At 67.5% G+C, this 24,344-nt stretch carries 16 protein-coding genes; 8 read left to right on the top strand and 8 right to left on the bottom strand.

The genetic code is table 11. The features are described 5' to 3' along the window. Positions 1 to 351: 351 nt before the first annotated feature. Positions 352 to 2,010 (bottom strand): S8 family peptidase, encoded by a 1,659-nt coding sequence (locus WS61_RS10120; RefSeq protein WP_059500334.1) that lies wholly within the window; start codon positions 2,008 to 2,010, stop codon positions 352 to 354. Positions 2,011 to 2,432: 422 nt separating this feature from the next. Here WS61_RS10120 and WS61_RS10125 point away from each other — a divergent pair, with 422 nt between their 5' ends. Next, entirely contained in the window at positions 2,433 to 3,329 is an 897-nt protein-coding gene (locus WS61_RS10125; RefSeq protein ID WP_059500335.1) for a glutamate/aspartate ABC transporter substrate-binding protein, read from the top strand. Positions 3,330 to 3,404: 75 nt separating this feature from the next. On the opposite strand, the gene WS61_RS10130 is transcribed toward WS61_RS10125, so the two are convergent. After that, entirely contained in the window at positions 3,405 to 3,953 is a 549-nt protein-coding gene (locus WS61_RS10130; protein WP_059500336.1) for a hypothetical protein, read from the bottom strand. Positions 3,954 to 4,250: 297 nt separating this feature from the next. On the opposite strand from WS61_RS10130, the gene WS61_RS10135 reads away from it, so the two are divergent. Both WS61_RS10135 and WS61_RS10140 read left to right on the top strand, forming a co-directional pair. Further along, positions 4,251 to 5,498: a multidrug effflux MFS transporter gene (locus WS61_RS10135; RefSeq protein WP_059500337.1), complete on the top strand. Its 1,248-nt coding sequence runs from the start codon at positions 4,251 to 4,253 to the stop codon at positions 5,496 to 5,498. 21 nt (positions 5,499 to 5,519) lie between these two features. Next, positions 5,520 to 6,041, top strand: coding sequence for a GNAT family N-acetyltransferase (locus WS61_RS10140; protein ID WP_059500338.1), 522 nt, complete (start codon positions 5,520 to 5,522; stop codon positions 6,039 to 6,041). 29 nt (positions 6,042 to 6,070) lie between these two features. Here WS61_RS10140 and WS61_RS10145 read toward each other — a convergent pair whose 3' ends face one another. The 3 genes from WS61_RS10145 to WS61_RS10155 all read right to left on the bottom strand — a co-directional run bounded on the left by WS61_RS10145 (position 6,071) and on the right by WS61_RS10155 (position 15,195). Continuing rightward, positions 6,071 to 6,760, bottom strand: a complete 690-nt coding sequence (locus WS61_RS10145; RefSeq protein ID WP_059500339.1) for a hypothetical protein — start codon at positions 6,758 to 6,760, stop codon at positions 6,071 to 6,073. Between the two features lie 124 nt (positions 6,761 to 6,884). Then, a complete protein-coding gene (pbpC, locus tag WS61_RS10150; RefSeq protein WP_059500340.1) occupies positions 6,885 to 9,140 on the bottom strand; it encodes a penicillin-binding protein 1C in 2,256 nt (751 codons plus the stop codon). A gap of 10 nt (positions 9,141 to 9,150) precedes the next feature. Then, positions 9,151 to 15,195, bottom strand: a complete 6,045-nt coding sequence (locus tag WS61_RS10155) for an alpha-2-macroglobulin (protein ID WP_059500341.1) — start codon at positions 15,193 to 15,195, stop codon at positions 9,151 to 9,153. A 304-nt stretch (positions 15,196 to 15,499) separates the two neighbouring features. Here WS61_RS10155 and WS61_RS10160 point away from each other — a divergent pair, with 304 nt between their 5' ends. The 5 genes from WS61_RS10160 (at position 15,500) to WS61_RS10180 (ending at position 20,667) form a co-directional block, all read left to right on the top strand. Beyond that, positions 15,500 to 16,006, top strand: a complete 507-nt coding sequence (locus WS61_RS10160) for a sugar dehydrogenase complex small subunit (RefSeq protein ID WP_034204693.1) — start codon at positions 15,500 to 15,502, stop codon at positions 16,004 to 16,006. Further along, positions 16,006 to 17,625 (top strand): GMC family oxidoreductase, encoded by a 1,620-nt coding sequence (locus WS61_RS10165; RefSeq protein WP_059500342.1) that lies wholly within the window; start codon positions 16,006 to 16,008, stop codon positions 17,623 to 17,625. Before WS61_RS10160 ends, WS61_RS10165 begins: the two co-directional genes overlap by 1 nt. Positions 17,626 to 17,627: 2 nt before the next feature. Continuing rightward, positions 17,628 to 18,905, top strand: coding sequence for a cytochrome c (locus WS61_RS10170; protein WP_059500343.1), 1,278 nt, complete (start codon positions 17,628 to 17,630; stop codon positions 18,903 to 18,905). 172 nt (positions 18,906 to 19,077) lie between these two features. Beyond that, on the top strand, positions 19,078 to 19,497 hold the full coding sequence (locus WS61_RS10175; RefSeq protein ID WP_059500375.1) for a DoxX family protein: 420 nt from the start codon (positions 19,078 to 19,080) through the stop codon (positions 19,495 to 19,497). Positions 19,498 to 19,560: 63 nt separating this feature from the next. After that, a complete protein-coding gene (locus WS61_RS10180; protein WP_059500344.1) occupies positions 19,561 to 20,667 on the top strand; it encodes a porin in 1,107 nt (368 codons plus the stop codon). 267 nt (positions 20,668 to 20,934) lie between these two features. On the opposite strand, the gene WS61_RS10185 is transcribed toward WS61_RS10180, so the two are convergent. The 3 genes from WS61_RS10185 to WS61_RS10195 form a co-directional block, all read right to left on the bottom strand. Further along, complete coding sequence (locus WS61_RS10185) at positions 20,935 to 21,477, bottom strand: cysteine hydrolase family protein (RefSeq protein WP_059500345.1); 543 nt, start codon at positions 21,475 to 21,477, stop codon at positions 20,935 to 20,937. 239 nt (positions 21,478 to 21,716) lie between these two features. Then, on the bottom strand, positions 21,717 to 23,036 hold the full coding sequence (locus WS61_RS10190; protein ID WP_059500346.1) for an MFS transporter: 1,320 nt from the start codon (positions 23,034 to 23,036) through the stop codon (positions 21,717 to 21,719). A gap of 43 nt (positions 23,037 to 23,079) precedes the next feature. Beyond that, positions 23,080 to 24,264 carry a M20 aminoacylase family protein gene (locus WS61_RS10195; RefSeq protein WP_095211657.1) on the bottom strand — a complete coding sequence of 395 codons (1,185 nt, stop codon included), beginning with the start codon at positions 24,262 to 24,264 and terminating at the stop codon, positions 23,080 to 23,082. Positions 24,265 to 24,344 lie beyond the last annotated feature (80 nt).

Below are 24,344 nucleotides of genomic sequence, written 5' to 3' on the forward strand. Positions count from 1 at the left end.
TCTGGCCGGTAATCAGGCCGGAAGGGCGCCGCATCCTGCTTCCCGGGATGCGGCAGAAGACGAGGCTCTGCGCGTTTTCCTCAGGCAGCAGTCAAGTTGGTCGGACACCAACTACAACTCGCATCGGTGTTCACAGAACACTCCATGTAATTAGACGGGAGCGATGGTAATGGCTCGCTGTGCGAAGCGTCAACCCTTTTGTCGGCCTTTTGTCGGCCCTTTTTTCAGGCGTTTTTTCGGGATAATCGATCGTGCCGATGCACGTTCGCGGGCACATGCGACAGCCTGTCACGAAACAGCCGCGCGCGTGCCATGTCGGCATGCGCGCGGCCGCGTCGAAAGGGGTGCGGGTTACCGGTTCGCGGCCGCGACCGCGGTCCCTGCATCGAGGATGCCGGAGCCTGCCGGCATTGCCGTGCACGACGTACCGGCCGCCAGCTTCGCCGCGCGCGTGCCGCCTTGCAGCTTCTGCAGGATCTGCGCGGGCGTGAGATTGCCGTTCACCGACAGCATCAGCGCGGCGACCCCCGTCACCTGCGGTGTCGCGAGGCTGGTGCCGTTCGCGAGGCCATAGGTGTCGGTGCCCGGCGTCGTCGTGCCGGTGTTCGACGTCGACAGGATGTTGACGCCGGGTGCGCTCAGCGCGACATCGGCGCCGAAGTTGCTGAACGATGCGCGGCGGCCCGTCGCGTCGGTCGCGCCGACGGTGATCACGCCGCGGCAGTTCGCGGGCTGATCGAGCCCGTTCGACAGGCCGTCGTTGCCGGCCGCGACGACCACGGTCACGCCCTTCGCGGTCACGTCGTCGATCGCCTGCTGGAACGTCGTGCTGCATGCGCCGACCCCGCCGAGGCTCAGGTTGATGATCTTCGCGGGATTCGGATTGTTCGGCACGCCGTTGACGGGAATGCCGGCTGCCCAGCGCATGCCGTCGGCGATGTCGCTCGTCACGCCGCCGCACTTGCCGAGCACGCGCACCGGCAGGATTCGGCTGAGCCACGATACGCCGGCGATACCGGTGCCGTTGTTGGCCGTCGCACCGATCACGCCCATCACGCGCGTGCCGTGCCAACTGCTGTTGCTCGGCTGGCTCGCGCAGTGATAGTAAGGGCCGTTGGCGTCGTCCAGTTCCTGCTGCGTGACCCAGTCGCCCGGATCGGTTGCGTCCGGGCCGCGCGTCAAGCCGTTGTTGCTGGTGTTGATGTTGCTGATGAAGCTGTAGCCTTGCTGTATCAGGTTGCCGACGAGGTCGCCGTGCGGCCGGTAGCCGGTGTCGAGCACGGCCGTGACGACGGTCGGCGAACCCTTGGTCTGGTTCCATGCGGGCGGCAGGTCGACGCCGGCGGTCGGGTCGGACAGGTACCACTGCTGGTTGTAGAGCGGATCGCTCGGCGTGTCGCGGATCTGCATCGGGTGATCCGGTTCCGCGTAGTCGACATCGCTGTCGGCCGCGAACGCCTGTGCGAGCGCGGCGGCATCGGCGGCGGCCATGCGCTGGCCGAGCGACAGCACGGCCGCGCCGTTCGAGATCGTTCGCTCGACCTGCACGTTCACCGGCGTTTGCGGGACCGTGCTCGCGTACGCACGTGCACTGCCGGTCACCGGTGCCGTCCAGCGCGTCATCGCGCGCTGGATCACCGCGTCGAGTCGCGAGCCGTTGTCGACGGCCGCCATCGCACGCGTGGCCGTCAGCGTTTTCAGCTTGACGATCAGGTGATCGACCGGCGGCTCGACCGGTGCGGCCTGTGCGGCCATCTGCACGGCGGCCTGCTGCGACGTGCACGCATTGCTGCCGGACGACGCGGGCGGGGTGGTCGGGGCGGGCGCGGGAGCGGGCGTCGGTGCGGGGGCCGGTGCGGGCGCCGCGTTGGACGAAGACGGATTGCTGCCGTCGCCGCCGCCACCGCCGCAGCCGGCGAGGGGCAGCAGGGCGGCGGCGGACAGCATGCCGGCGAGCATGCGCGCATGTGCGGGGCGCGCCAGCGCGAAATGGAAACGTTTGGCTCTCATGTTGAAACTCGATCCTCTTAGATAACCGTCGTGCCGGCGGTGGCGCCGGTCCGGGCGAGCCGGACCTTGTCGTTTTTGTCTGACGGTTGCAGCGGGTTGCTGCGACGCGCCATGCACTGGGTAACGGCGTGCGCGGCGGCTTCTTGAGTGCGTTTCGCGAGAAAAACGACGGGTGCCGCAAACGATTACGTTGTTGCGTCGCAGCACGAACGCGCGTTTGGAACGGCCGGCACGGACGGCGCGGCCAAGCCCGCGCGCGGGTCGATCGGGCGAGACGAGCGGCGCGGGGCGGTTTGCGCGGCACGGAAAACATCGTTCAGGATCGGGCCGCGGCGGAAGGTTGCTTACGCTTCTCCTGATGTGACGCGAATATTGTCGGGCGTAGGATCGCGATTCGATCAACGTTTCGTCAGGAGACACGCATGGATCGCCGTTTCCGTTGGCTCGCCGTCGCGCTGGCCTGTGCGCTGGCCGGCACCGCGCACGCGCAGGCCCTTACCGGTACGCTGAAGAAAATCAAGGACACGGGTGTCGTGTCGCTGGGCATTCGCGAATCGTCGGTGCCGTTTTCGTATTCGGACAACCAGCAGAAGAACATCGGCTACTCGCGCGACATCGCGTCGCGCATCATCGATCAGTTGAAGACGGACCTGAACCTGCCGAACCTCGCGGTGAAGGAAATCCCGATCACGTCGCAAAACCGGATTCCGCTGCTGCAGAACGGGACGATCGACTTCGAATGCGGCTCGACGACGAACACGCTCGAACGCCAAAAGCAGGCCGCGTTCTCGAACAGCATCTTTTTGTACGGCATCCGTTTCAGCACGCGCAAGGATTCGGGCGTGAAGGATTTTGCGGACCTGGCCGGCAAGACGGTCGCGACGACGGCCGGCACGTCGGACGAGCGCCTGTTGCGCAAGCTCAACGAAGAGAAGGCGATGAACATGACGATCATCAGCGCGAAGGATCACGCCGAAGCGTTCATGAACGTCACGACCGGGCGCGCGGTCGCGTTCGTGATGGACGAGCCGCTGCTGTACGGCGAGATCGCGAAGGACCGCAACCCGGGTGCGTACACGGTCACCGGTACGCCGCTCGTTCACGAAAACTACGCGTGCATGATGCGCAGGGACGATCCGGCGTTCAAGCGCGTCGTCGACGGCGTGATCGCGAAGATGCAGACCTCGGGCGCGGCCGAGAAGCTGTACGACCAGTGGTTCATGCAACCGATTCCGCCGAAGGGCGTGAGCCTCAACTATCCGCTGTCGGCGGAGATGAAGCAGCTGTTCAGGAATCCGACGGACCAGGCGCAGTACTGATTCGGCCGGCGCAATGAAAAACCGCCGGCGTATGCCGGCGGTTCGAGCGTGCCGCGCCGGGTGGCGCGAAGCGTGTCAGGCCTTGATTTCCGGGCCGCGTGCGGCGGGTGCGACAGGTGCGGCCGGCGTTGCCGGGGCCGCCGAACGCGCCGGCGGCTGTGCCGGCACGAGGACGACGACCGGTTCCGGCATCGCCCAGAGCGGCATCGCGAAGCCGACCGTTTGCGGCATCGGCATTGGCATCGCGAACGCGTTGGCGAGCGCGATGTGCTGGAGCGCCATCATCTGCTGCTGCATCGCGACCATCTGCGCCTGGGCCGCCTGCATCCGGTACTGCGCGGCCTGCATCTGCCGCAGCGCGGCTGCCGGCGGCATGCCGCCCGACGACGACGTCTGCATCTCGAAGCTCGCGCCGCCTTGCGGGCTGTGCCAGCTCCACGTGCTGACCTTCATCGGGCCGACGGCCGTCTGGACGACGCGCGTTTCGGCTTTCACGGGCACGGCCTGCCCGTCGACATTGACGAACATCGGTTGGGCGGCCGCCGCCGCGCCGGTCTGCCCGGCCAGCGCGAACACGGGCGCAAGCGCCAGCGCGCCCGCCGCCATATACGAACGGAATCGCATCTTCGTATCTCCATCAAACGAGACTGATCGAATCAACAATGACGTGCGGCTCACGGAGTGAGCCATCCGAGACAATGCGACAGGCGGCTTAAATCAACATTAAAATCGCGGCCGGCCGGGCCGATCGGCGCATTTCGGGACGTGCCGCGATCGGTATTCAACCGCGCCCGCGCCAGGGACATCCTGTCGTGCGGTGCAACAACGGGCACAATACGGAATTCGCCGCGACCGCACGCATGTTCGCCAATCGAACATGGCACGATGCGCCACGGCTGCCTGTCCTCCTTCCCAGTCGTCATGAACGCCACGCTCACTCCCGCGCGCGAGTCGAATTCGCCGCGCTTCCTGCTGTTCCTGATCTGCCTGTTCGCGTCCGCCGGCCAACTCGCGATCGACATCTACGTACCCGCGCTGCCCGACATGGCCCGTTCGTTCGCGACCACGCCGCAGGCGATCCAGTCCAGCGTGTCCGGCTACATGGCGGCCTACGCGCTCGGGCAACTGATCTTCGGGCCGATCGCCGACGCCTACGGCCGCAAGCGCGTGCTCGCGTTCGGGCTCGTGATCTACACGATCGGCTGCCTGCTGTCGCTCGGTGCGCCGAACCTCGAGACGTTCGTGCTGGCGCGCTGCCTGCAGGGCTTCGGGATCGCGACCACCAACCTGCTGGCGAAGGCGATCATCACCGATTCGTTCTCCGGCCAGGCGTTGATGCACGCGTTCACGTACATGTCGATCGCGTGGGGGCTCGCGCCGATCGTCGCGCCGGTGATCGGCGCGCACCTGCAGGAATGGTTCGGCTGGCGCGCGTGCCTCGTGTTTCTGCTGGTCTACTCGCTGGCGATGTGGGCGCTGCTGTGGCGCTACCGCGAAACCTTGCCGAAGCCGGTGCATCTCGAGCCGCGCACGTTGATGGCGAATACGGGCAAGGTGCTGGCGAGCCCGGTGTTCCAGAGCTGTTTCCTCGCACAGGGGCTGTGCTACAGCATCCTGCTGGTGTTCAACATCGTCGGGCCGTTCATGGTGCAGACCACGCTGCACAAGCCACCGACCTTCTTCGGTTATCTCGCGCTCGGCATCGGCCTCATGTATTTCCTTGGCGGCTTGTCGAACCGGATTCACGGGCGCGGGCTGCCGAGCGCCGAGCAACGGCTGCATATCGGTGCGCGCGTGATGGCGGGTGCGTCGGTCGTGATGCTCGTGCTGGCGCTGACCGTCGGCCTGCGCGTGTGGACGCTCGCGACGCCGGTGCTCGTGATGGGCTTCTGCGCGGGCGCGATGTATCCGACGCTGATGGCCAAGGGCAATTCGTTGTTCCCGCATATCGCCGGTCTGACGAGCGCGATTCTCGGCTGTGCGCTGCTGCTCGTGTCGTCCGCGATGATGGGCCTGGCCGGTTTCGTGTCGATTCACGTGCTGACGCCGCTGGCCGTGTTCTTCGTCGCGCTGTCGTTCGTCGTGGTGTGGATGGTGACGAAGCTGCTGCGGTATCTGTCGCAGCAGCAGGCGGCGCCGGTGGTGTGCGGGAGTGAGGAGGCGGCGTAAGCGCCGGCTGCTGATCGACTCATGAACCGGATCCTGCTGAATCGCGTCGCCCGATCCGACGCCGCCGATCTGATCGCCGCCAACCGCGCGAGCCGGAGTCATCATCTGCCGTGGGTCGATTCGTTCGTCGACCAGGCCGGGTTCGATCAATGGTTCGCCCGCTGCCTGACGGGGCCGAACGTCGGATTCGTCGCGCGCGAGCGGGCGTCAGGCGCGGTGGTCGGCGTGGTGTGCCTCAACGAGATCGTCGGCGGCGTGTTTCAGAGCGCTTATCTTGCGTACTACGGCATGGCGGAGGCCAGCCGCAAGGGGCTGATGACGGAAGCGTTGCGCGCGGCGATCGGCGTCGCGTTCGGCGAACTCGGGCTGCACCGTCTCGAAGCGAACATCCAGCCCGGCAACCATGCATCGATCGCGCTGGTTCGACGGCTCGGGTTCAGGCAAGAGGGGTTTTCGCCGCGCTATCTGCGCATCGGCGGCGAATGGCGCGACCACGAGCGCTGGGCGCTACTGGCGGACGACGCGCGCGAAGGCGGCGCCTGACGATCGATTTCCGTCCCGTCGCGCGCCGCTTACAGCGGATGCGCGGCCCCGGCCTGCTGCAACAGCGACACGGCCACCGGATCCGGCAGTCCGTTCGGATCGATTGCCCCAGCCTTGGCCAGCGCGACGAGATCGCTGTCGACGCCCGGTTGCCCGACCACGAACGAAGTGGTCAGGAACGCCGGCGCGGCGAGCGTAACCGCATAGCGCTGCTGCAGGTTCGTCACCACGGCCGATTGCGCGGCCTGCACGATGTCCGGGCTGTTCATCGCCCGCTGGTAGCGCAGGGTGCCCTGGAAATTGCCGATCAGCCCGGCCGTGTTCGTCCCGAGTTGCGCAGCGAGATAAACGAGCATCAGCTCGGTCTCGGGCGTCGTATTGAAGGTGCCGCCCGCGTAGGCGAGCGAATGCAGGCTCGCGCCGCCCGACGCCACGGTGATGACGCATGGCAGCGCCGCGTTGAGCGTCACACGGTAGTTGCCGCCGCCGTCCGTCAGCGTCGTGGCCGAGCCCGCCGCGCAATTGACCGTTACTTGCGCGCTCGCGAGCGGGTCGCCCGTCGCGGCCGTGCCCGACAACGAGACGGTTTGCGTGTTGTCGTCGAAGCACGCATCGACGCCGAAGCAGGCATCGCCGTTGCACGCCTGGAGCGCGGCGAGCGTTGCAACGCACAATGCGCCCAGCGCGGGGCGAGTGAAGCGCATAAGGCGAATGTTCATGGTCGCGGGCAATCCGAGAGAATGAGGCAACCGGTGCGCGTGGGGAATGTGGCGCTGTTGCCATTCTATGTCCTGAACCGGGGCGAAAGCGAACACGGCCGGCCGGTCACGTCGGCGCGCCGGCTCAGGGCTTGCGCGCGGCCGGCTTCGCGAACGCGCCGCGCACCTCGAAGCCGATCGCATCCGCGACGTTTCCGCGCGCGTCGACGAGTTCCAGCCGGTGCCGGCCCGGCCACGGTAGCCACGCGACGCGGTCGGCATGGCCGATCACCTTGTCGTCGAGCCGCCACGCGAATTTCGTCGCGCGCCCGGCCGAGCGTTCGAACCAGATCCGCTGGTTCTTCGGCGGAATGTCCGGGTCGATCGCGAAGATCGTGCCGTCGGTCGGCGCGCCGATCGTCAGCGGCGCACGCGCGCCGTCCTTGCCGGGCGCGACGGGCGCCGCGAGCCGGATCGTGTCGACCGCCGTGCCCGCGACGAACCACTCGTTGCGAGCCGGCTCGATGTCGCGCTCGAACGCGATGCGGCGCGTCTCGACACCGGCCGGCGCGCGCGGCGCACGGCTCGGCAGGTCGCGGTGCAGATAGCCGACCACGGCCGACCACACGGGCGCCGCGCCCGTGACGCCCGACACGTCCCACATCGGCGAGCCGTCCGCATTGCCGACCCACACGCCGACCGTATAGCGCGACGTGAAACCGACGGTCCAGTTGTCGCGCATGTCCTTGCTCGTGCCGGTCTTGACCGCCGAGAAGAAGCGCGTCGCGAGCGGGTTGTCGAAGCCGAAGGTGCGCACGCGCGCGTTGTTGTCGGACAGGATGTCGGTGACGACGAAGCTGGCGGCTTCGCTGAACACGCGCGTGCCGGCGTCCGTCCGCGCGGGCGCCGATGCACCGGAGGCCGACGTCGGCGCCGTGGCCGGCAGGTCGACGACCTTGCGCGCGACGCCGCCGTTCGCGAGCGCGCGGTAGGCATTGGTCAGCGACAGCAGCGTGACGTCCGCGCTGCCGAGCGCGAGGCTGAAGCCGTAGTAATCGCCTTCCTGCGCGAGCGGCAGGCCGAGCGCGGTCAGCGTGCGCGCAAAGCGATGCGGCGTGACGAGCACCAGCGTGCGCACGGCGGGTACGTTCAACGAGCCGCCGAGTGCGCTGCGCACGCTTACCCAGCCCTTGAAATCCTTGTCGTAGTTCTGCGGAATGTACAGGCCGCCGCCGGCGGCGAGGTTGATCGGCGCATCGTCGAGCAGCGACGCGGCTGTCAGCCGTTTTTCGTCGAGCGCCTGCGCATAGAGGAACGGCTTGAGCGTCGAGCCGGCCTGGCGCGGCGCGAGCACGGCGTCGACGTCGCGCGCGCTCGACAGCGCCCCCGACGAGCCGACCCACGCGCGGATCTCGCCGGTCGCGTTGTCGATCACGACCACCGCGCCGTCCTGCACGTTGCGCCGGTGCGCGGGCGCATTGAGTTCGGTCAGCGCGCGCATCAGCGTGTCGCGCGCGAAGCGCTGCAGCGGCGCGTCGAGCGTCGTGCGGATCTGCGCGCCGGCCGCCGGCTTGACTTCGGCCGCGATGCGCCGCGCGAAGTGCGGGGCGAGCGCGGTGCCGTCCGCCGCGATGTCGTTACGCACGGCGTTGGCCGGGCGCGCCGTGACGAGCTGCACGTAACCGTCGAGCGAGGCGCACGCCTGCCCGGCATGCATGTCGCGCAGGATCCGGCACGCGCGCTCGGCGATCTTCGCGGGCGCCGCGTTGGGCGCACGCACGAGTGCGGCCGCGATCGCGGCCTCGCGCGCGTCGAGGCCCGATGGCGCCTTGCCGAACAACACCTGCGACAGCGCGCCGAGCCCGATCGTCTCGCCGCGGAACGGCACGAGGTTCAGGTAGGCCTCGAGGATCTGGTCCTTGCGCCAGCTGCGTTCGAGCCACAGCGCGTTCACGGCCTGCGTGGCTTTCTGCGGCAGCGAGCGCTGGCCCGAGCGGCGCGGCGAATCGCCGAGCAAGCCCGCGAGCTGCATCGTGACGGTCGACGCGCCGCGCGTGCGCTCGTTCCACAGGTTGCCCCACGCGGCCCCGGCAATGCCGCGCCAGTCGACGCCGCTGTGTTCGTAGAAGCGCTTGTCCTCGGACACGACGATCGCCTCGCGGAACGCGGGCGAAACGTCGGCGAGCGACACCCATTCGCCGCGCCGTTCGGCGAGGTCGACGCGCGTGCGCTGCAGCGGCGTGCCGTCGCGGGCGAGCAGCACCCAGTCGGAACTGCGCCAGTTGCGGCGCACGTCGTCGTAGCCGGGCAGCGCATGCGCGACGAGCGGCGCGGCCAGCACGACGGCGACGAATACGCGGCCGGCGAAACGCGCCGGCCGCGGCAAAGCGGGATCCATCATCGCGGTCTCGTCACTTGCCCGCGTCGGCCGGCTTCACGGTTATCGGCGGGTTCGGCCACAGGCCGTACACGGACGGTGCATACAGTGCCTCGACGCGCGTCGGCGGCAGTCCGAACGTGCCGACGTTGTTCAGCCGCACCGTGTACTCGACCGAGAATTTGCCCTTCGGCAAATAGTCGTAGTACGCGCGGTAGCCGTCGAAGTCGCGCTCGACGAACGTCGGCCACGCGCCGTCCGGCGTTTTCTCGCCCTGCGTCGCGGCTTCGGAATCGCGACCGAGGCCCGACCCGAGGATCGTCGCACCGGCCGGGATCGGATCGTTGACGGCGACCCACGTCATGTCGCTCTGCGCATCGATGTCGAGATGCACGCGCACGACGTCGCCGCGCGTCAGCACGCCCTTGACGGCGGGCGACACGGGCGTGACGGTCTTGGTGATCCGGTAGCCGGCCGCGAACGGCGAGCGCAGCGGCACGGCCGCGAGACTTTCGACGGTCGCCCACGGGCGGCCGGTGCCGTCCTGCGTGACCGACAGCGTGGCCGGCCCCTGCGACGCACGCGGCCACGGCAGCAGCACGCTGCGCGCGGCGGCCGCGCGGGTCGCGGGTGTGGCCGATGCGGGCGTATCGGCGGGCGCGGCCGATGCCGCCTGCGACCACGAGATCGAGCGCGCGTCGCCGCCGAGCGCAACCTTCGTCGCGCCGGCGACCGGCGTGCTCTCGTAGGTTCGCGAGAAGCGCTCGACCGCGAGCAGGCCGAGCGCGTTGGACGTCGTCGTCTGCCATGCGCCCTGGCGTTGCAGCGCGAGCAGGCCGGCCGTCACGCGCGGCATTTCGTCCTTCCACGCCGGGTCGCCGGCGAATTCCAGCGCGAGACGCGCGGAGTTGGTCTCGTTGCTGGTCATCAGCCACCACAGGTCGTCGTCGCGCGCGGTCGAGAACACGAGCTGCGTGCCTTGATACGTGAGGCGTGCCCGCAGGATCTGCTCGACCTGCGCGCGTTTCTCGTCGCGTTGCGGGATGTCCTTCACGCGCGTCAGGATCGCGTGATAGTCGATCACGGCCGACGTCGGCCACTGGTTCGGCGCGATTTCGATCGAGCCGAGCATGCGGCCCTGCGCGGCGCCGTAGCGCGACAGCGCCTCGATCGCGGCGAGCTTGCGCAGGTCGCGATCCTGGCGCGGCGCCCACGCGTTGCGATCGAGGCGGCCGTCGACGAAGCGCGCGAGCCCGGCTTCGAGCTGCGTGCGCAGGTCTTCCGGCAGCGCGAAGCGCGGATCGAGACGGCTGGCTTCGTCGGACACCACGAGCAGGTACGACGACAGCGTCGGGCTGCCGTGATGCGAATCGTCCGACGACGGCGGAAAGTAGCTTGCCAGGCCGTCGCTGTCGAGGTAGACGGGCATGCGGGCGATCAGCGCCTGCCATTGCGCAGGGTCGCGCAGCCCGATCGCACGCGACGTCTGCTGTTCGAGGCAGCGGTACGGATAGCGTTCGAACCAGCGCCGCACGCCGGGCAGGCCATCGGCGAGCTTCGACTGCAGCGACACGGCGATGCCGCCGCGCGGTGCGCCCTGGGCGTTGCTCACCGCGCCGGCCGGAGCCGCCACGGGCACCGTCAGCGTGCCGTCGACCTGCGCGAGCGTCGCCTGCTGGACGGTTACCGGCAGCGCGGGCACGACCTTCTGCGCGACGGCCAGCGCGTCGGACGCGCGCTTGCCGCCTTGCTCGGCCGCCTCGATGCGCCAGTTCAGCGCACCGGCCGCATCGAGCGCCTGCTCGGGCACGGTGATCGTCCACGCGACTTCGGTCGCGGCATTCGCCGCCAGCGATACGGTTTGCGGGGCGACGTCGAGGCCCGTCACGCGCGGCGTCACGACGACCTGCATCGCGCGGTCGGTCGTGTTGCGCAGCGTGACCTGCGCGCGGAACGCGTCGCCTTCGCGCACGAGCGGCGGCAGGCCGGAGATCAATTGCAGATCCTGCGTGCTGCGGATCGACGTGCTGCCCGTGCCGAAACGGTCAGGGCCGACCGCCGCGATCGCGACGATCCGGAAGCGCGTGAGCGCATCGTTCAGCGGCACCTCGACGGTTGCGCTGCCGTTCGCGTCGAGCGTCACGCGCGGGTTCCACAGCAGCAGGGTATCGAACAGCTCGCGGGTCGGCGCGCTGCCGCCGCCGCCGCCGGCCGGCACGGCCTTGCGGCCGAAGTGGCGGCGGCCGACGATTTCCATCTGCGCGGTGGCCGTCTCGACGCCGTACGCACGCCGGCGCAGCATCGCGTCGAGCAGGTTCCAGCTGTCGTTCGGCATCAGTTCGAGCAGCGCTTCGTCGACAGCCGCGAGCGCAATCTGCGTGCCGGCCGGTGCCGGCTGGCCGTTCGGCAGCGTGACCTTCACGTGCGCCTGCGCCTTGCTGCGGACCGTGTAGCGCGTCGCGTCGGTCGTCACGGTCACGCCGAGGCGGTGAACGCCCGTGCCGACCTTGATTTCGCCGAGGCCGTAGCGGAACGCGGGCTTCGACAGGTCGACGAACGCGGTCGGCGCCTCGTAGTGGCGGCCTTCGCGCCAGAACGCGCGCGCCCATTCGACCGGCGCCTTCCAGCCCCACGTGAAGAACGAGTACCACGGCACCTCGCGAATCCGGCCGCGCAGCGCGAGCACCGACACGTAGACGTTCGGCCCCCACGATTCGCCGACCTTCAGGTCGACGGTCGGGTTCTTGCCGTTCAGCTCGACGATGTGCGTTTCCATCACGCCGCCGCGCTCGACCGCGACGAGCGCGGTCGCGTAGCGGAACGGCATGCGTACCTGGAAGCGGGCCGTTTCGCCCGGCTCGTACGAGGTTTTCTCGGGGATCACGTCGATCCGGTCGGTGTTGTCGCCGCCGAACCAGAGTTCGTCCTCGCGCGTGACCCATACCGACGTCGATGCATTCGACGTGCGGCCGTCGCCGTCCTTCGCGACCGCGATCAGCTGCACGTTGCCGGCCTGCTCGAGCGTCGCGTCGCAGGCCATGCGGCCCTTGTCGTCGGTCTTGCCCGAGCACAGCACGCCGAGGTCGCGCGTGTCGCTCTTGTTGTCGTATGCATAGAAGCCGCCGACCATCCGCTTGCGCGACGACGTCGTGATGCGCGCGACGCCCTTGATCTCGATCGGCACCGACGCGCGCGGCTTGCCCTGCAGGTCGACCGCCAGTGCCTGCACCGGCACGCGCTGGCCGACCGACACCCAGCGGCCTGCCTTGATGCCGGCTACCACCGCGGCCGGCCACAGGATCGTGTCGCCGCGGATCGTCTGCACTTCGCCGTTCGGATCCGCGAACGTCGCCTCCAGCGCGATGCGCTTCGGCGCGTCGACGTCGGGCAGGCCCTTGAGCGTGACCGAACCCGCGCCGTTGCGATCGAGCGTCAGCGGCAGCTTGTCGGCGATCAGCTTCGTCGCGTCGGGATCGTTGTTCGACGACGACGCGTTGTCGCCGTCCTGCGAATCGTCGTCGGCGTTGCCGTCGCTCGTGTCGGGACGATATGGCGTGAAGCTGAAATCCTCGAAACGATCCGCGAACGGCGGCGACGCCCATTTCATCAGCGCCGACACCTGGACGGGCAGGTTCGATGCGCCGCCGCCCGACACATAGTCGATCTGCACCGCGAGCGGCGCTTCCTTCACGGCGACGAGCGGGCTCTTCTGCGCGTCGCGCGCGCCGATCGAGCCTTTCAGCACCGGCAGGCGGAACGCCTCGACGCGGAAACTGCCGCTGTAATAGGTGGCGGTTGGCGCGTCTTCCGGGCCGCCTTCGAGTTCGACGCTGTACTCGCCGAGCTTCGCGGCGGCCGGCAGCGTGAACTGCGAGTCCGCGCTGTGGTCGGCAGCCCACGTGAGCGGCAGCTTGTACGTCTGGCCCGTGCCGAGATGGCGGATCGTCAGGCGCGTCGGGTATTGCGACGGGAACGCGAGGCTCTGCAGCGTCTCGGTGCGGATGAAATGCTTCATCGACACGGTTTCGCCGGCGCGCAGCAGCGTGCGGTCGAACACCGTATGCGCGCGCACGGTCGGTGCGCTGTCGGTATCGGTCGGCACGTTGAAGCGCCACGATTCGATCCCGCGGTTCCAGCCCGAGCTGACGAACGCCATGTCGGGGCCCGTCTTCGGATCGTCGACGCGCGCCGACACGAAGTAGTCGTCGTAGCGCTGTTCCGACGCGCCGCACGCGCGCTTCGGCTCGAACGGCCCGTCGATCTTCAGCAGGCCTTGCGCGTCGGTCTTGCCGGCCGCGATTTCGTCGCCGTTGCAGTCCGACACGCGGATCTGCGCGTTCGGCACCGGCTTGCCCTTGTCAAGCGTCGTGACCCATACGAGGTTGTTCTCGCGCCCCTGTTTCAGGTGCACGCCGAGGTTCGTGACGAGCACGGTGGTGCGCACGTACATGCTCGACGGCTTCGCGAGCAGCGAGCGGCCGAGCGCGGGCGACGCGAGTTCGAGCACGTAGAAGCCGGGCTTGTCGATCGGCACGCCGACCACTTCGAACGGGCGCAGCGTCTTCGGGTCGGCCTTCGGCAGCGTCAGCACCTGCGCACCGGGCTCGCCCGTCAGCAGCGACAGCGAGCGCACGTCGATGCGGCGGTTTTGCGGCGCGGGCTGCTTCTCGCCGGCCGCGAGCGGCACGTAGACGGGGTGTTGGCCCTTGCGTTCCAGCAGGCCGGGTATCTGGTCGTCGATCGAGCCGGCCGTCATCGACCAGTTGTCGAAGCGATCGACGGTGCGCATCCATTGGCGGATCGCGGTGTCGTTCTCGACCTTCAGGTTCGCGAATTGCGCGCCGCCCGCATTGAGGCCGGCGATATGCAGGTCGGCCTCGACGTTGCGCAGCGTGACGGGCACCAGCGCGGGCGTACCGGGTTCGGCGAAGCGCTCGACGATCCCGAAGGTGCCCGACGAGAATTTCGCGAGCGGCGGCATCGGCGCGGTGCGCGTCGCGAGCGGGAACAGGTCGGCGTTGGACAGCGGCCGGTCGGTCACGTCGCGCAGGCCCGACGGCAGCTCGACGGTCAGCGCAGCCTGAGCGGGCAGCGGCGGGTTGAACGTGACGGTCGTCACTTCCTCGCTGTGGTCGTCGGCCGCGAAGGTCGGCGACAGCGAACCGTCGGGGCCGCGCAGCTTGATCGCGTCGGCCTGCTTGCGCGAGATCGGCGCGTTGAACGACAGCGTGAGCGGGCGCAGCGGCGTGCAGGGCGCCTTCGCGTTCTCGCGTTCGCACGAGAAGCTCGCGGCGAACGGTGCGCGCACGGTGAAATCGAAACGCCGTTCGGTTTCGTTCGCGATGCCGCTCGGGCTCGCGACGCCCTTGCCGTACACCAGCTGCACCTTCGCGCTCGCCGGCAGCGCCTGCGAACACGACAGCGTCAGCACGCGCGCCGCCTCTTTCTTCAACCCGAAATGATCGAGCAGGGCGTTGCGCGTATCGTCGTCGGCCGCCGCGACGGGAATGCGGTTGCCGATGCCGGCCGCTTCGCACCAGATGTTCGCGAGCGCCGAGCGCGGCTCGGCCGGGCCGTTCAGCTTCATCACGAAGACCTGCCGCTCCTCGATCTCGCGCGAGCCGGGGCGCACCGACACCGGAAACGGGCCGCCCGTCTGGAACGTGAAGCGACGCGGGCCGCTGACCGCATTGCCCGCGACCGAACGCAGCGTGTCGTTGAGCGCGACCGAGCAGCGTACGCCGGGCGGCAGGTCGCTTTCGAAATCGTAAACCCAGGTCTTGTCGTCGAGCCAGTGGCCCTGGCCGCGTGCGGCCGCCGAATCGTTGCAGCTCACGCGCGCCGGATTCGGCGCGGAGGCCGAGCCGAAGGCGACCATCGGTTCGTCGAACTTGACGACGCTCTGCCGGACTTCGGTGACGGTGCCTTGCGGCGACACGCTCACCGTGCGCGCCGCGCCCGCATGCAGCGACAGGGCCGCGGCGCCGCCGAGCGCCGCCACGGCGCCGATGCGCCAGAGCAGCCGGATCGTGTGGTTGGTTCGATGCGTTTCTTTGTTGTGCTTGTCGCGCTGCTTCATCGCTCGATTGCCCTCGGAGGGAAGCTTTCTGTTTGATTGCACGGGATTCTAACCGACCGTCATGCGCGCGCAGCATGGCATGCAATGTGTCGCCGGCGCGCGACACGGGGGTGCGTGCCGCAGATTTGTCGCGTCGACGACACAAAAATGCAGCGAAATGTCGATTGTCACGGATTGCGGAACATTAAATGGACTATAAAAAGATTGTTTGATCCGGCGTGTGCGCGTACATTGCAGGTCCGCGCCAATGTTTGAGAAATATCAAGCGTGGTTTTCCCGAATCCGGTGTTCGAGAGAAGGAAACATGCACAACGACAACACCCCCCAATCGCGTCGTGACAACGACGCAGCCGCAACCGGCATCACGCGGCGTCAATGGCTGCAGGGCGCACTGGCGCTGACGGCGGCGGGCCTCACGGGCTCGCTGGCGTTGCGGGCCCTGGCCGACGATCCCGGCACCGCGCCGCTCGATACGTTCATGACGCTTTCCGAAGCATTGACCGGCAAGAAAGGGCTGAGCCGCGTCACCGGCCAGCGCTATCTGCAGGCCTTGCAGAAGGGCTCGTTCAAGACGGCCGACAGCCTGCCGCAGCTCGCCGGCGCGCTCGCATCCGGCTCGCTGAATCCCGACCAGGAATCGCTCGCACTGACGATTCTCGGCGCGTGGTATCTCGGCATCGTCGACAACGTCGTGATTACCTACGAAGAAGCATTAATGTTCAGCGTGGTGTCCGATACGCTCGTGATCCCTTCGTATTGCCCCAACAAACCCGGCTTCTGGGCCGAAAAACCGATCGAGAGGCAAGCCTGATGGCCGATACCGATACGCAAAAAGCCGACGTCGTCGTCGTCGGATCGGGTGTCGCCGGCGCGATCGTTGCACACCAGCTCGCGATGGCGGGCAAGTCCGTGATCCTGCTGGAAGCCGGCCCGCGCATGCCGCGCTGGGAAATCGTCGAGCGCTTTCGCAACCAGCCCGACAAGACCGACTTCATGGCGCCGTACCCGTCGAGCCCGTGGGCCCCGCATCCGGAATACGGCCCGCCGAACGACTACCTGATCCTGAAGGGCGAGCACAAGTTCAACTCGCAGTACATCCGCGCGGTGGGCGGCACGACGTGGCACTGGGCCGCGTCGGCGTGGCGCTTCATTCCGAACGACTTCAAGATGAAGACCGTGTACGGCGTCGGCCGCGACTGGCCGATCCAGTACGACGACCTCGAGCATTACTACCAGCGTGCCGAGGAAGAGCTCGGCGTGTGGGGCCCGGGCCCCGAGGAAGATCTGTACTCGCCGCGCAAGCAGGCGTATCCGATGCCGCCGCTGCCGTTGTCGTTCAACGAGCAGACCATCAAGAGCGCGCTCAACGGCCATGACCCGAAGTTCCACGTGGTGACCGAGCCCGTCGCGCGCAACAGCCGCCCGTACGACGGCCGGCCGACCTGTTGCGGAAACAACAATTGCATGCCGATCTGTCCGATCGGTGCGATGTACAACGGCATCGTCCACGTCGAGAAGGCCGAGCAGGCTGGCGCAAAGCTGATCGACAGCGCGGTCGTCTACAAGCTCGAGACGGGGCCGGACAAGCGCATCGTCGCCGCGATCTACAAGGACAAGACGGGCGCCGACCATCGCGTCGAGGGCAAGTACTTCGTGCTCGCCGCGAACGGCATCGAGACGCCGAAGATCCTGCTGATGTCCGCGAACCGCGATTTCCCGAACGGCGTCGCGAACAGCTCGGACATGGTCGGGCGCAACCTGATGGACCACCCGGGCACCGGCGTGTCGTTCTACGCGAGCGAGAAGCTGTGGCCGGGCCGCGGCCCGCAGGAGATGACGTCGCTGATCGGTTTCCGCGACGGTCCGTTCCGCGCGACCGAAGCCGCGAAGAAGATCCACCTGTCGAACATGTCGCGCATCAACCAGGAGACGCAGAAGATCTTCAAGGCCGGCAAGCTGATGAAGCACGAGGAGCTCGACGCGCAGATCCGCGACCGTTCCGCACGCTACGTGCAGTTCGACTGCTTCCACGAAATCCTGCCGCAACCCGAGAACCGCATCGTGCCGAGCAAGACGGCCACCGACGCGATCGGCATCCCGCGCCCCGAGATCACGTATGCGATCGACGATTACGTGAAGCGCGGCGCCGTGCACACGCGCGAGGTTTACGCGACGGCCGCGAAGGTGCTCGGCGGCACCGACGTCGTATTCAACGACGAGTTCGCGCCGAACAACCACATCACCGGCGCGACGATCATGGGCGCGGATGCACGCGACTCGGTCGTCGACAAGGACTGCCGGACGTTCGACCATCCGAACCTGTTCATCTCGAGCAGCTCGACGATGCCGACCGTCGGTACGGTGAACGTGACGCTGACGATCGCGGCGCTCGCGCTGCGGATGTCGGACACGCTGAAGAAGGAAGTCTGACCGTGCGGAAATCTACTCTCACCTTCCTCCTCGCCGGCTGCCTCGCGCTGCCCGGCCTCGCGCGCGCGGCCGATTCGGCCGATCCGGCGCAGGTCAAGCGCGGCGAATACCTCGCGGTCGCGGGCGACTGCATGGCCTGCCACACCGCGAAGGGCGGCAAGCCGTTCGCGGGCGGCCTCGGCATGCCGGTGCCGATGCTCGGCAAGATCTATACGAGCAACATCACGCCCGACCCCGATACGGGCATCGGCACCTGGACGTTCGACGACTTCGAGCGTGCGGTGCGTCATGGCGTGTCGAAGAACGGCGACAACCTGTACCCGGCGATGCCGTACGTGTCGTATGCGAAGATCAACGACGACGACGTGCAGGCGCTGTACGCGTACTTCATGCACGGCGTCGAACCGGTCAAGCAGGCGCCGCCGAAGAACGAGATCCCCGCGCTGCTGAGCATGCGTTGGCCGCTGAAGATCTGGAACTGGCTGTTCCTGAAGGACGGCGTCTACCAGCCGAAGCCGGCGCAGAGCGCCGAGTGGAACCGCGGCGCGTATCTCGTGCAGGGCCTTGCGCACTGCAGCACGTGCCATACGCCGCGCGGCATCGCGATGCAGGAGAAGTCGCTCGACGAAACGGGCGGCAGCTTCCTGTCGGGCTCTGTGCTCGCGGGTTGGGACGGCTACAACATCACGTCCGACCCGAACGCGGGGATCGGCGGCTGGACGCAGCAGCAGCTCGTCCAGTATCTGCGCACCGGCAGCGTGCCGGGCCTTGCGCAGGCGGCCGGCCCGATGGCCGAGGCGATCGAGCACAGCTTCTCGAAGATGACCGAAGCCGACATCGGCGCGATCTCGACGTACATCCGCACGGTGCCGGCCGTGGCCAGCGGCGACGCGAAGCAGTCGCGCTCGTCGTGGGGCAAGCCTGCCGAGGACGGCCTGAAGCTGCGCGGCGCGGCGCTCGCGTCGTCGGGCATCGATCCGGCCCGGCTGTATCTCGGCAACTGCGCGACCTGTCACCAGATGCAGGGGAAGGGCACGCCGGACGGTTACTACCCGCCGCTGTTCCATAACTCGACGGTCGGTGCGTCGAATCCGACCAACCTCGTGCAGGTGATCCTGAACGGCGTGCAGCGCAAGGCCGGTAGCGAGGACGTCGGGATGCCGGCGTTCCGCCACGAGTTGTCGGATGCGCAGATCGCCGCGCTGACGAACTACCTGACCGGGCAGTTCGGCAATCCGGCTGCGAAGGTGACCGAGCAGGACGTCGCGAAGCTGCGCTGACGCGACACGCGACGAAGCAGGGCGACAACGTAAAAGAGGAGGAGCACAGCACATCGGGCAGGCCCCGATGCCGGTTGTTGCAGAGCGGGGCGGCGGCGCGGATGGCCGTCCGCCCCGGTTCACAGGCAATCCGGTGCGTGCGATTGCGCGCATCGTTTTCGTTGATCACACCATGACACCGAATCAACCGTTTCTCGCGTCCCAGCGCGATGTGCTGCTGCTGCTTGCCCGAATCCTGATCGTGATCCTGTTCGTGATGTTCGGCTGGAAGAAGATTATCGACTTCTCCGGTACGATCGCGTTCATGGGTAGCGAGGGCGCGCCGGCGCCGATCATCTCGGCGGCGATCTCCGTCGTGATGGAGCTGTTCGTCGGGATTGCGATCCTGATCGGCTTCCAGACGCGGCCGCTCGCGCTGTTGCTTGCGCTGTATACGATCGGCACCGCCGTTATCGGTCACCATTACTGGACGATGACGGGCGGCGAGCAGATCAACAACATGATTCATTTCTACAAGAACATCGCGATCTCGGGCGGCTTGCTCGCGCTCTGCGCGGCCGGCCCCGGACGTTTTTCGCTCGATCGCGGATAAGCAGACCCGAGGCGCGTGCATGGGGCGCGCGTCGGACGGTCGAGACTTCGAGGGGGCATCATTTTGCGACTCAAATACTTCGCATGGCTGATTGCGGCCGCCACGCCAGCGGCTGCGTTTGCACAGACGAGCGTCACGCTGTACGGCCGGATCGACGGCGGCATCGAATACCTGAACCACATCGCGAAGCCGAACGGCGGCAGCGGGACGCGCTGGAGCGCGGAAAGCGGCGACTGGGGCACCAGCATGTTCGGGTTGAAGGGCGTCGAGGATCTCGGCGGCGGGCTGTCGACGGTGTTCAACCTGGAAACCGCGTTCCAGGTGATGAACGGCCAGACGGGCGGCGGACGCATGTGGTCGCGGCGCGCGTACGTCGGGTTGAAGAGCAACACGTGGGGCCAGTTGCAGGCCGGCCGCAACCTGTTCATCGACAGCGACGGCGTGTGGGAATTCGATCCGTTCGTCCAGCAGGCATTTTCGTCGGCGTCGCTCGTGCGTGGCCGCAACTGGCAGCAGACCAGCAACAACATCGAATATCACAGCCCGGTGATCGGCGGCTTCGACGTGCAGGCGCAATACGCGTTCGGCAACCAGTCACGCGGCTTCAACTACGGCGCGGCCGACGATTTCGGCCGCTCGGACGGGATCATGATCTCGTACCATTCGCCGGTGCTCGACGTGCGCGGTATCTACGACGAGCTGCGCGACAACAACGGCAAGTTCAGCAATATCTTCACCGCGTCGCGCGAGTACTTCGTCGGCGCGAACGTGAAGGTGTCGAAGTTCAAGATCCAGGGGGCGTATACGCACTACCAGGCGCCGGACAGCCCGGCCGGTGTTGCCGACCGTGCCGATCATTACTGGCTCGGCGCGACCTATTCGGCGACGCCGCAGTGGGCCGTGACGGGCGGCGGGTATTACGTGAAGGTGGGTGACGGCGGCGGCGATGCGTCGCATGACCCGTCAGGGCACGCGATGATGTACGTGCTCGGCACCACGTACAACCTGTCGAAACGCACGTTCCTGTACGGCACGGTCGCGTATGTGCGCAACGGCGGGAATTCGAATTTCTCGCTGCTCGCGACGCCGCGTGACGCGACGTCGGGGACGAGCCCGATGACGGGCGAGTCGCAGACGGGCGCGTATGTGGGGATGATGCATACGTTCTGAGCACGGGCGGTTTGGGTAGGTGAAGAAGGCACGGGCGGTGAAGGTCCGTGCCTTTTTGCGTTTACGCCGGCTGCCGTATCGTTGCTGTCCGGGACGTGACGCGATATGGTCTCGACAAGCACTCACCTGCTTCGAGGCCAGTCCTGTTCTCGAAAGTCGGTATGACGCGTCGAGCGATCGACATGGCGAGCTCGGTAAATTGACGGTTCATGCCGACGCGATTGCAATGCGCACGCTCGCGCATCGCCGTCCGATCGGCGCCGTACTTCAGAACACGCATGCGTCGGTCGTCGTCACCGTCGCAAACGGCCCGCCGAGTGTCGCATTATGGTGCGCGACGATCCGCTCGGCCGGCAGCGCTGGTGTATCCATACAGGTGTGCGCATCGGCAACGAGTACCGGGCGAAAGCCGAGATCGGCGGCCGCACGGCACGTCGTATCGACGCAGTACTGCGTTTTCATCCCCGCGATCACGATCTCGCCGATACTAGCCGCATGCAACCACTCGGCGAGTCGCGTGCCCGCGAAGCAGCTCGGCCGCGTCTTGTCGAACACGATGTCGCGTGCGGTATCGATCGCAAGCTCCGGCAGCAGTGCGGCCAGCGGCGCGTCGGATGCGATCGGCGAGCCGGCCGGGCCGACGTGACGCACGGCGAACACGGGGGCACCGCTGTCATGCGCACGGCAAATCAGCCGGTTGATATTGGCCAGCACGCGTTCGCCGTCATGCGGGCGATCGGGGCCATGAAACAACCCGACCTGCATATCGATCACGAGCAGCGCGCGTTTCGGGGAAGGGGCTTCGGACATCGCGTTTCTCCTGAGTGGCCGATGCAGACGGAGAAACGACGAGACCCCGTCCGGAACCGGCGGGGCCTGTGGGAATCGGTGACGCTACGATCTTGCGCGCACTCGCCGCACGGGCCCGCCAATGGCGGTCGTGCGCGTGGTCGTCGAAAGGGTGATCGGAGCGTGGTGCATGGCTCGATGATGCCCGATGCGCGCGCGTGACGTCAATTACTGTTCACGTGCCGCGCACCGTCCGCCGCTCAATCCAGCGCTTTCCCCGCCTTCTCGTCCATGAAACGAATCGCAAGCAACGTCATCGCGCCACACCCGATCGCATACCACGCCGGCGCATTCGGATCTCCGGTCGCCGCGATCAGCCACGTGACGAAGAACTGCGCGAAGCCGCCGAAGATCGCGACGCCGACGCTATACACCAGCGCACCGCCCGTCGCACGCACTGCCCGCGGAAACAACTCGCCGAGCATTGCCCCCGTCGCACCGATGTTGATCGCATGCACGATCGACAGCGCGGCGATGATCGACAGCAGCGAAACGGCGCCGGGCCAGCGGTTCAGGGCAATGAACGCCGGGTAGATCGCGGCCATCAGCACGATGCGTGTCCACCAGACGATCCGGTTGCGCCCATACACGTCCGACAGAAGGCCGCCGATCGGCGTCACGAGCATCAGGATCGCACCGGCGACGCAGCCGGCCGTCATCGACAGCCAGGTCGGCAAGTGCAGCACCTGCACGCCATAGATCGCCATGTAGAACACGATGATGTAGTGGATCGACGTGCCGCCGATCGTCACGCCGAGGCCCGCGAATACGGCCTTGGCGTGATGGCGCAGCACGTCGGCGAGCGGCAGCGATGCGACCGGCTCGTCGTGTGCGGCGGCCGGGGCGGCAGCAGGCACTTCCTCGACGGTGCGGCGCAACCAGTAGCCGAGCGGCACGAACAGCGTGCCGATGATGAACGGCACGCGCCAGCCCCAGCTTTCGAGTTGCGCGGCGCTCAGCGTCGACGTCAGCGCGACGCCGGTGAGTGCGCCCGCGAGCGCGGCGAGCCCCTGGCTCGAGAACTGGAACGACGCATAGAAACCGCGACGATGCTGCGGTGCCTGTTCGAGCAGCAGCGTCGTCGATGCGCCGACTTCGCCGCCCGACGCGAACCCTTGCAGCAGCCGTGCGAGCACGAGCAGCAGCGGCGCGGCGATGCCGATCTGCGCGAAGGTCGGCGCGACCGCGATCGTCGCGGTACCGAGCGCCATCAGCAGCAGCGTGAGGATCATCGCCTTCTTGCGGCCGGCGCGGTCCGCATACATGCCGATCACGAGGCCGCCGAGCGGACGCGTGACGAAGCCGACGCCGAAGCTCGCGACCGCGAGCATCAGTTGTCCGAACGACGAATGCACGGGAAAGAACAGCTTGCCGATCAGGATCGCGAAGAAGCTGTAGACCGTGAAGTCGTAGAACTCGAGCGCGTTGCCGACGGCGGCGGCCGCGATCAGCCGGCGCTTCTTCGCGGCGGCGCGGGCATCGACCGGCGTGCCGGCGAATGAAATGGCGGACGTTTCCATGGGTTCCCTTGCTTTGAGCGCGGAACTGCGTGTTGAAAGGCTGTCAGGCCGCGAGCCAGGCTTCGGCGACGCGAACCCAGTAGCTCGCGCCGATCGCGAGGATGTCGTCGTTGAAGTCGTAGCCGGGGTTGTGCACCATGCAGCCGCCCTTGCTGCCGATTCCGTTGCCGATGAACGCGTAGCAGCCGGGGCGCGCTTCGAGCATGAACGCGAAATCCTCGCTGCCCATCAGCGGCGCGGTGTCGGTTTCGACGCGTTCCGCGCCGAGCATCTGGCATGCGATGTCGGCCGCGAACGCGGTTGGTTCCGCGTGATTGACGAGCACCGGGTAGCCATAGTCGTAGTCGACCTCCGCGGTGACGCCGAAGCTTTCCGCCTGGCCCTTCACGAGCGCCTCGATGCGGCGCGCGAGCAGGGCGCGCACGTCGGCGTTCAGCGCGCGCACCGACAATTTCATCACGACGGTTTCGGGAATGATGTTGAACGTTTCGCCGGCCTGCACGCTGCCGACGGTGATCACGGCCGCATGCTGCGCGTCGACCTCGCGTGCGACGATCGTTTGCAGCGCGACCATGATGCTGCCCGCGGCCGACATCGGATCGCGCGCGAAATGCGGCATCGCGCCGTGGCCGCCGACGCCGCGCAGCGTGATCGTCACGCGGTCGGCCGACGCCATCGCGGCGCCGGTGCGGAACGCCATGTCGCCGGCCGCGCGGCCCGGCATGTTGTGGATCGCGAAGATCGCGTCGCACGGGAAACGGTCGAACAGGCCGTCGTCCATCATCGCCTTCGCGCCGCCGAAGTTTTCCTCGGCGGGCTGGAAGATCAGGTTCAGCGTGCCGGAGAACCGGCGCGTCGCCGCGAGGTGGCGCGCCGCGCACAGCAGCATCGCGGTGTGACCGTCGTGGCCGCATGCATGCATCTTGTTCGCGTGACGGCTTGCGTAGGGCAGCCCCGTGGCTTCCGAGAGCGGCAGCGCGTCCATGTCGGCGCGCAGCCCGACCGTGCGTGTGCCTTGCCCTTCGCGTAGCACGCCGACCACGCCCGTCTTGCCGATACCGCGATGCACTTCGTAGCCCCAGCCGGTGAGCAACTCGGCGACGAGGTCGCTCGTGAGCGTCTCTTCGAATGCGAGTTCGGGGTGGGCGTGAATGCGGCGGCGCACTTCGACGAGCTCGGGGGCGATGGCGGCGATGGCCGGGATGACGGGGTTCGCGGCTTGCAGCATGGTGTCTCCTTATATCTTCGATTTGCTTCAAACTTCAGTGGTGGCGCGCCGTTTGGCGCGCTGCTTTGCCGGTTGGCGGC

Source organism: Burkholderia sp. ABCPW 11 (assembly GCF_001523445.1).
GTDB lineage: Bacteria > Pseudomonadota > Gammaproteobacteria > Burkholderiales > Burkholderiaceae > Burkholderia.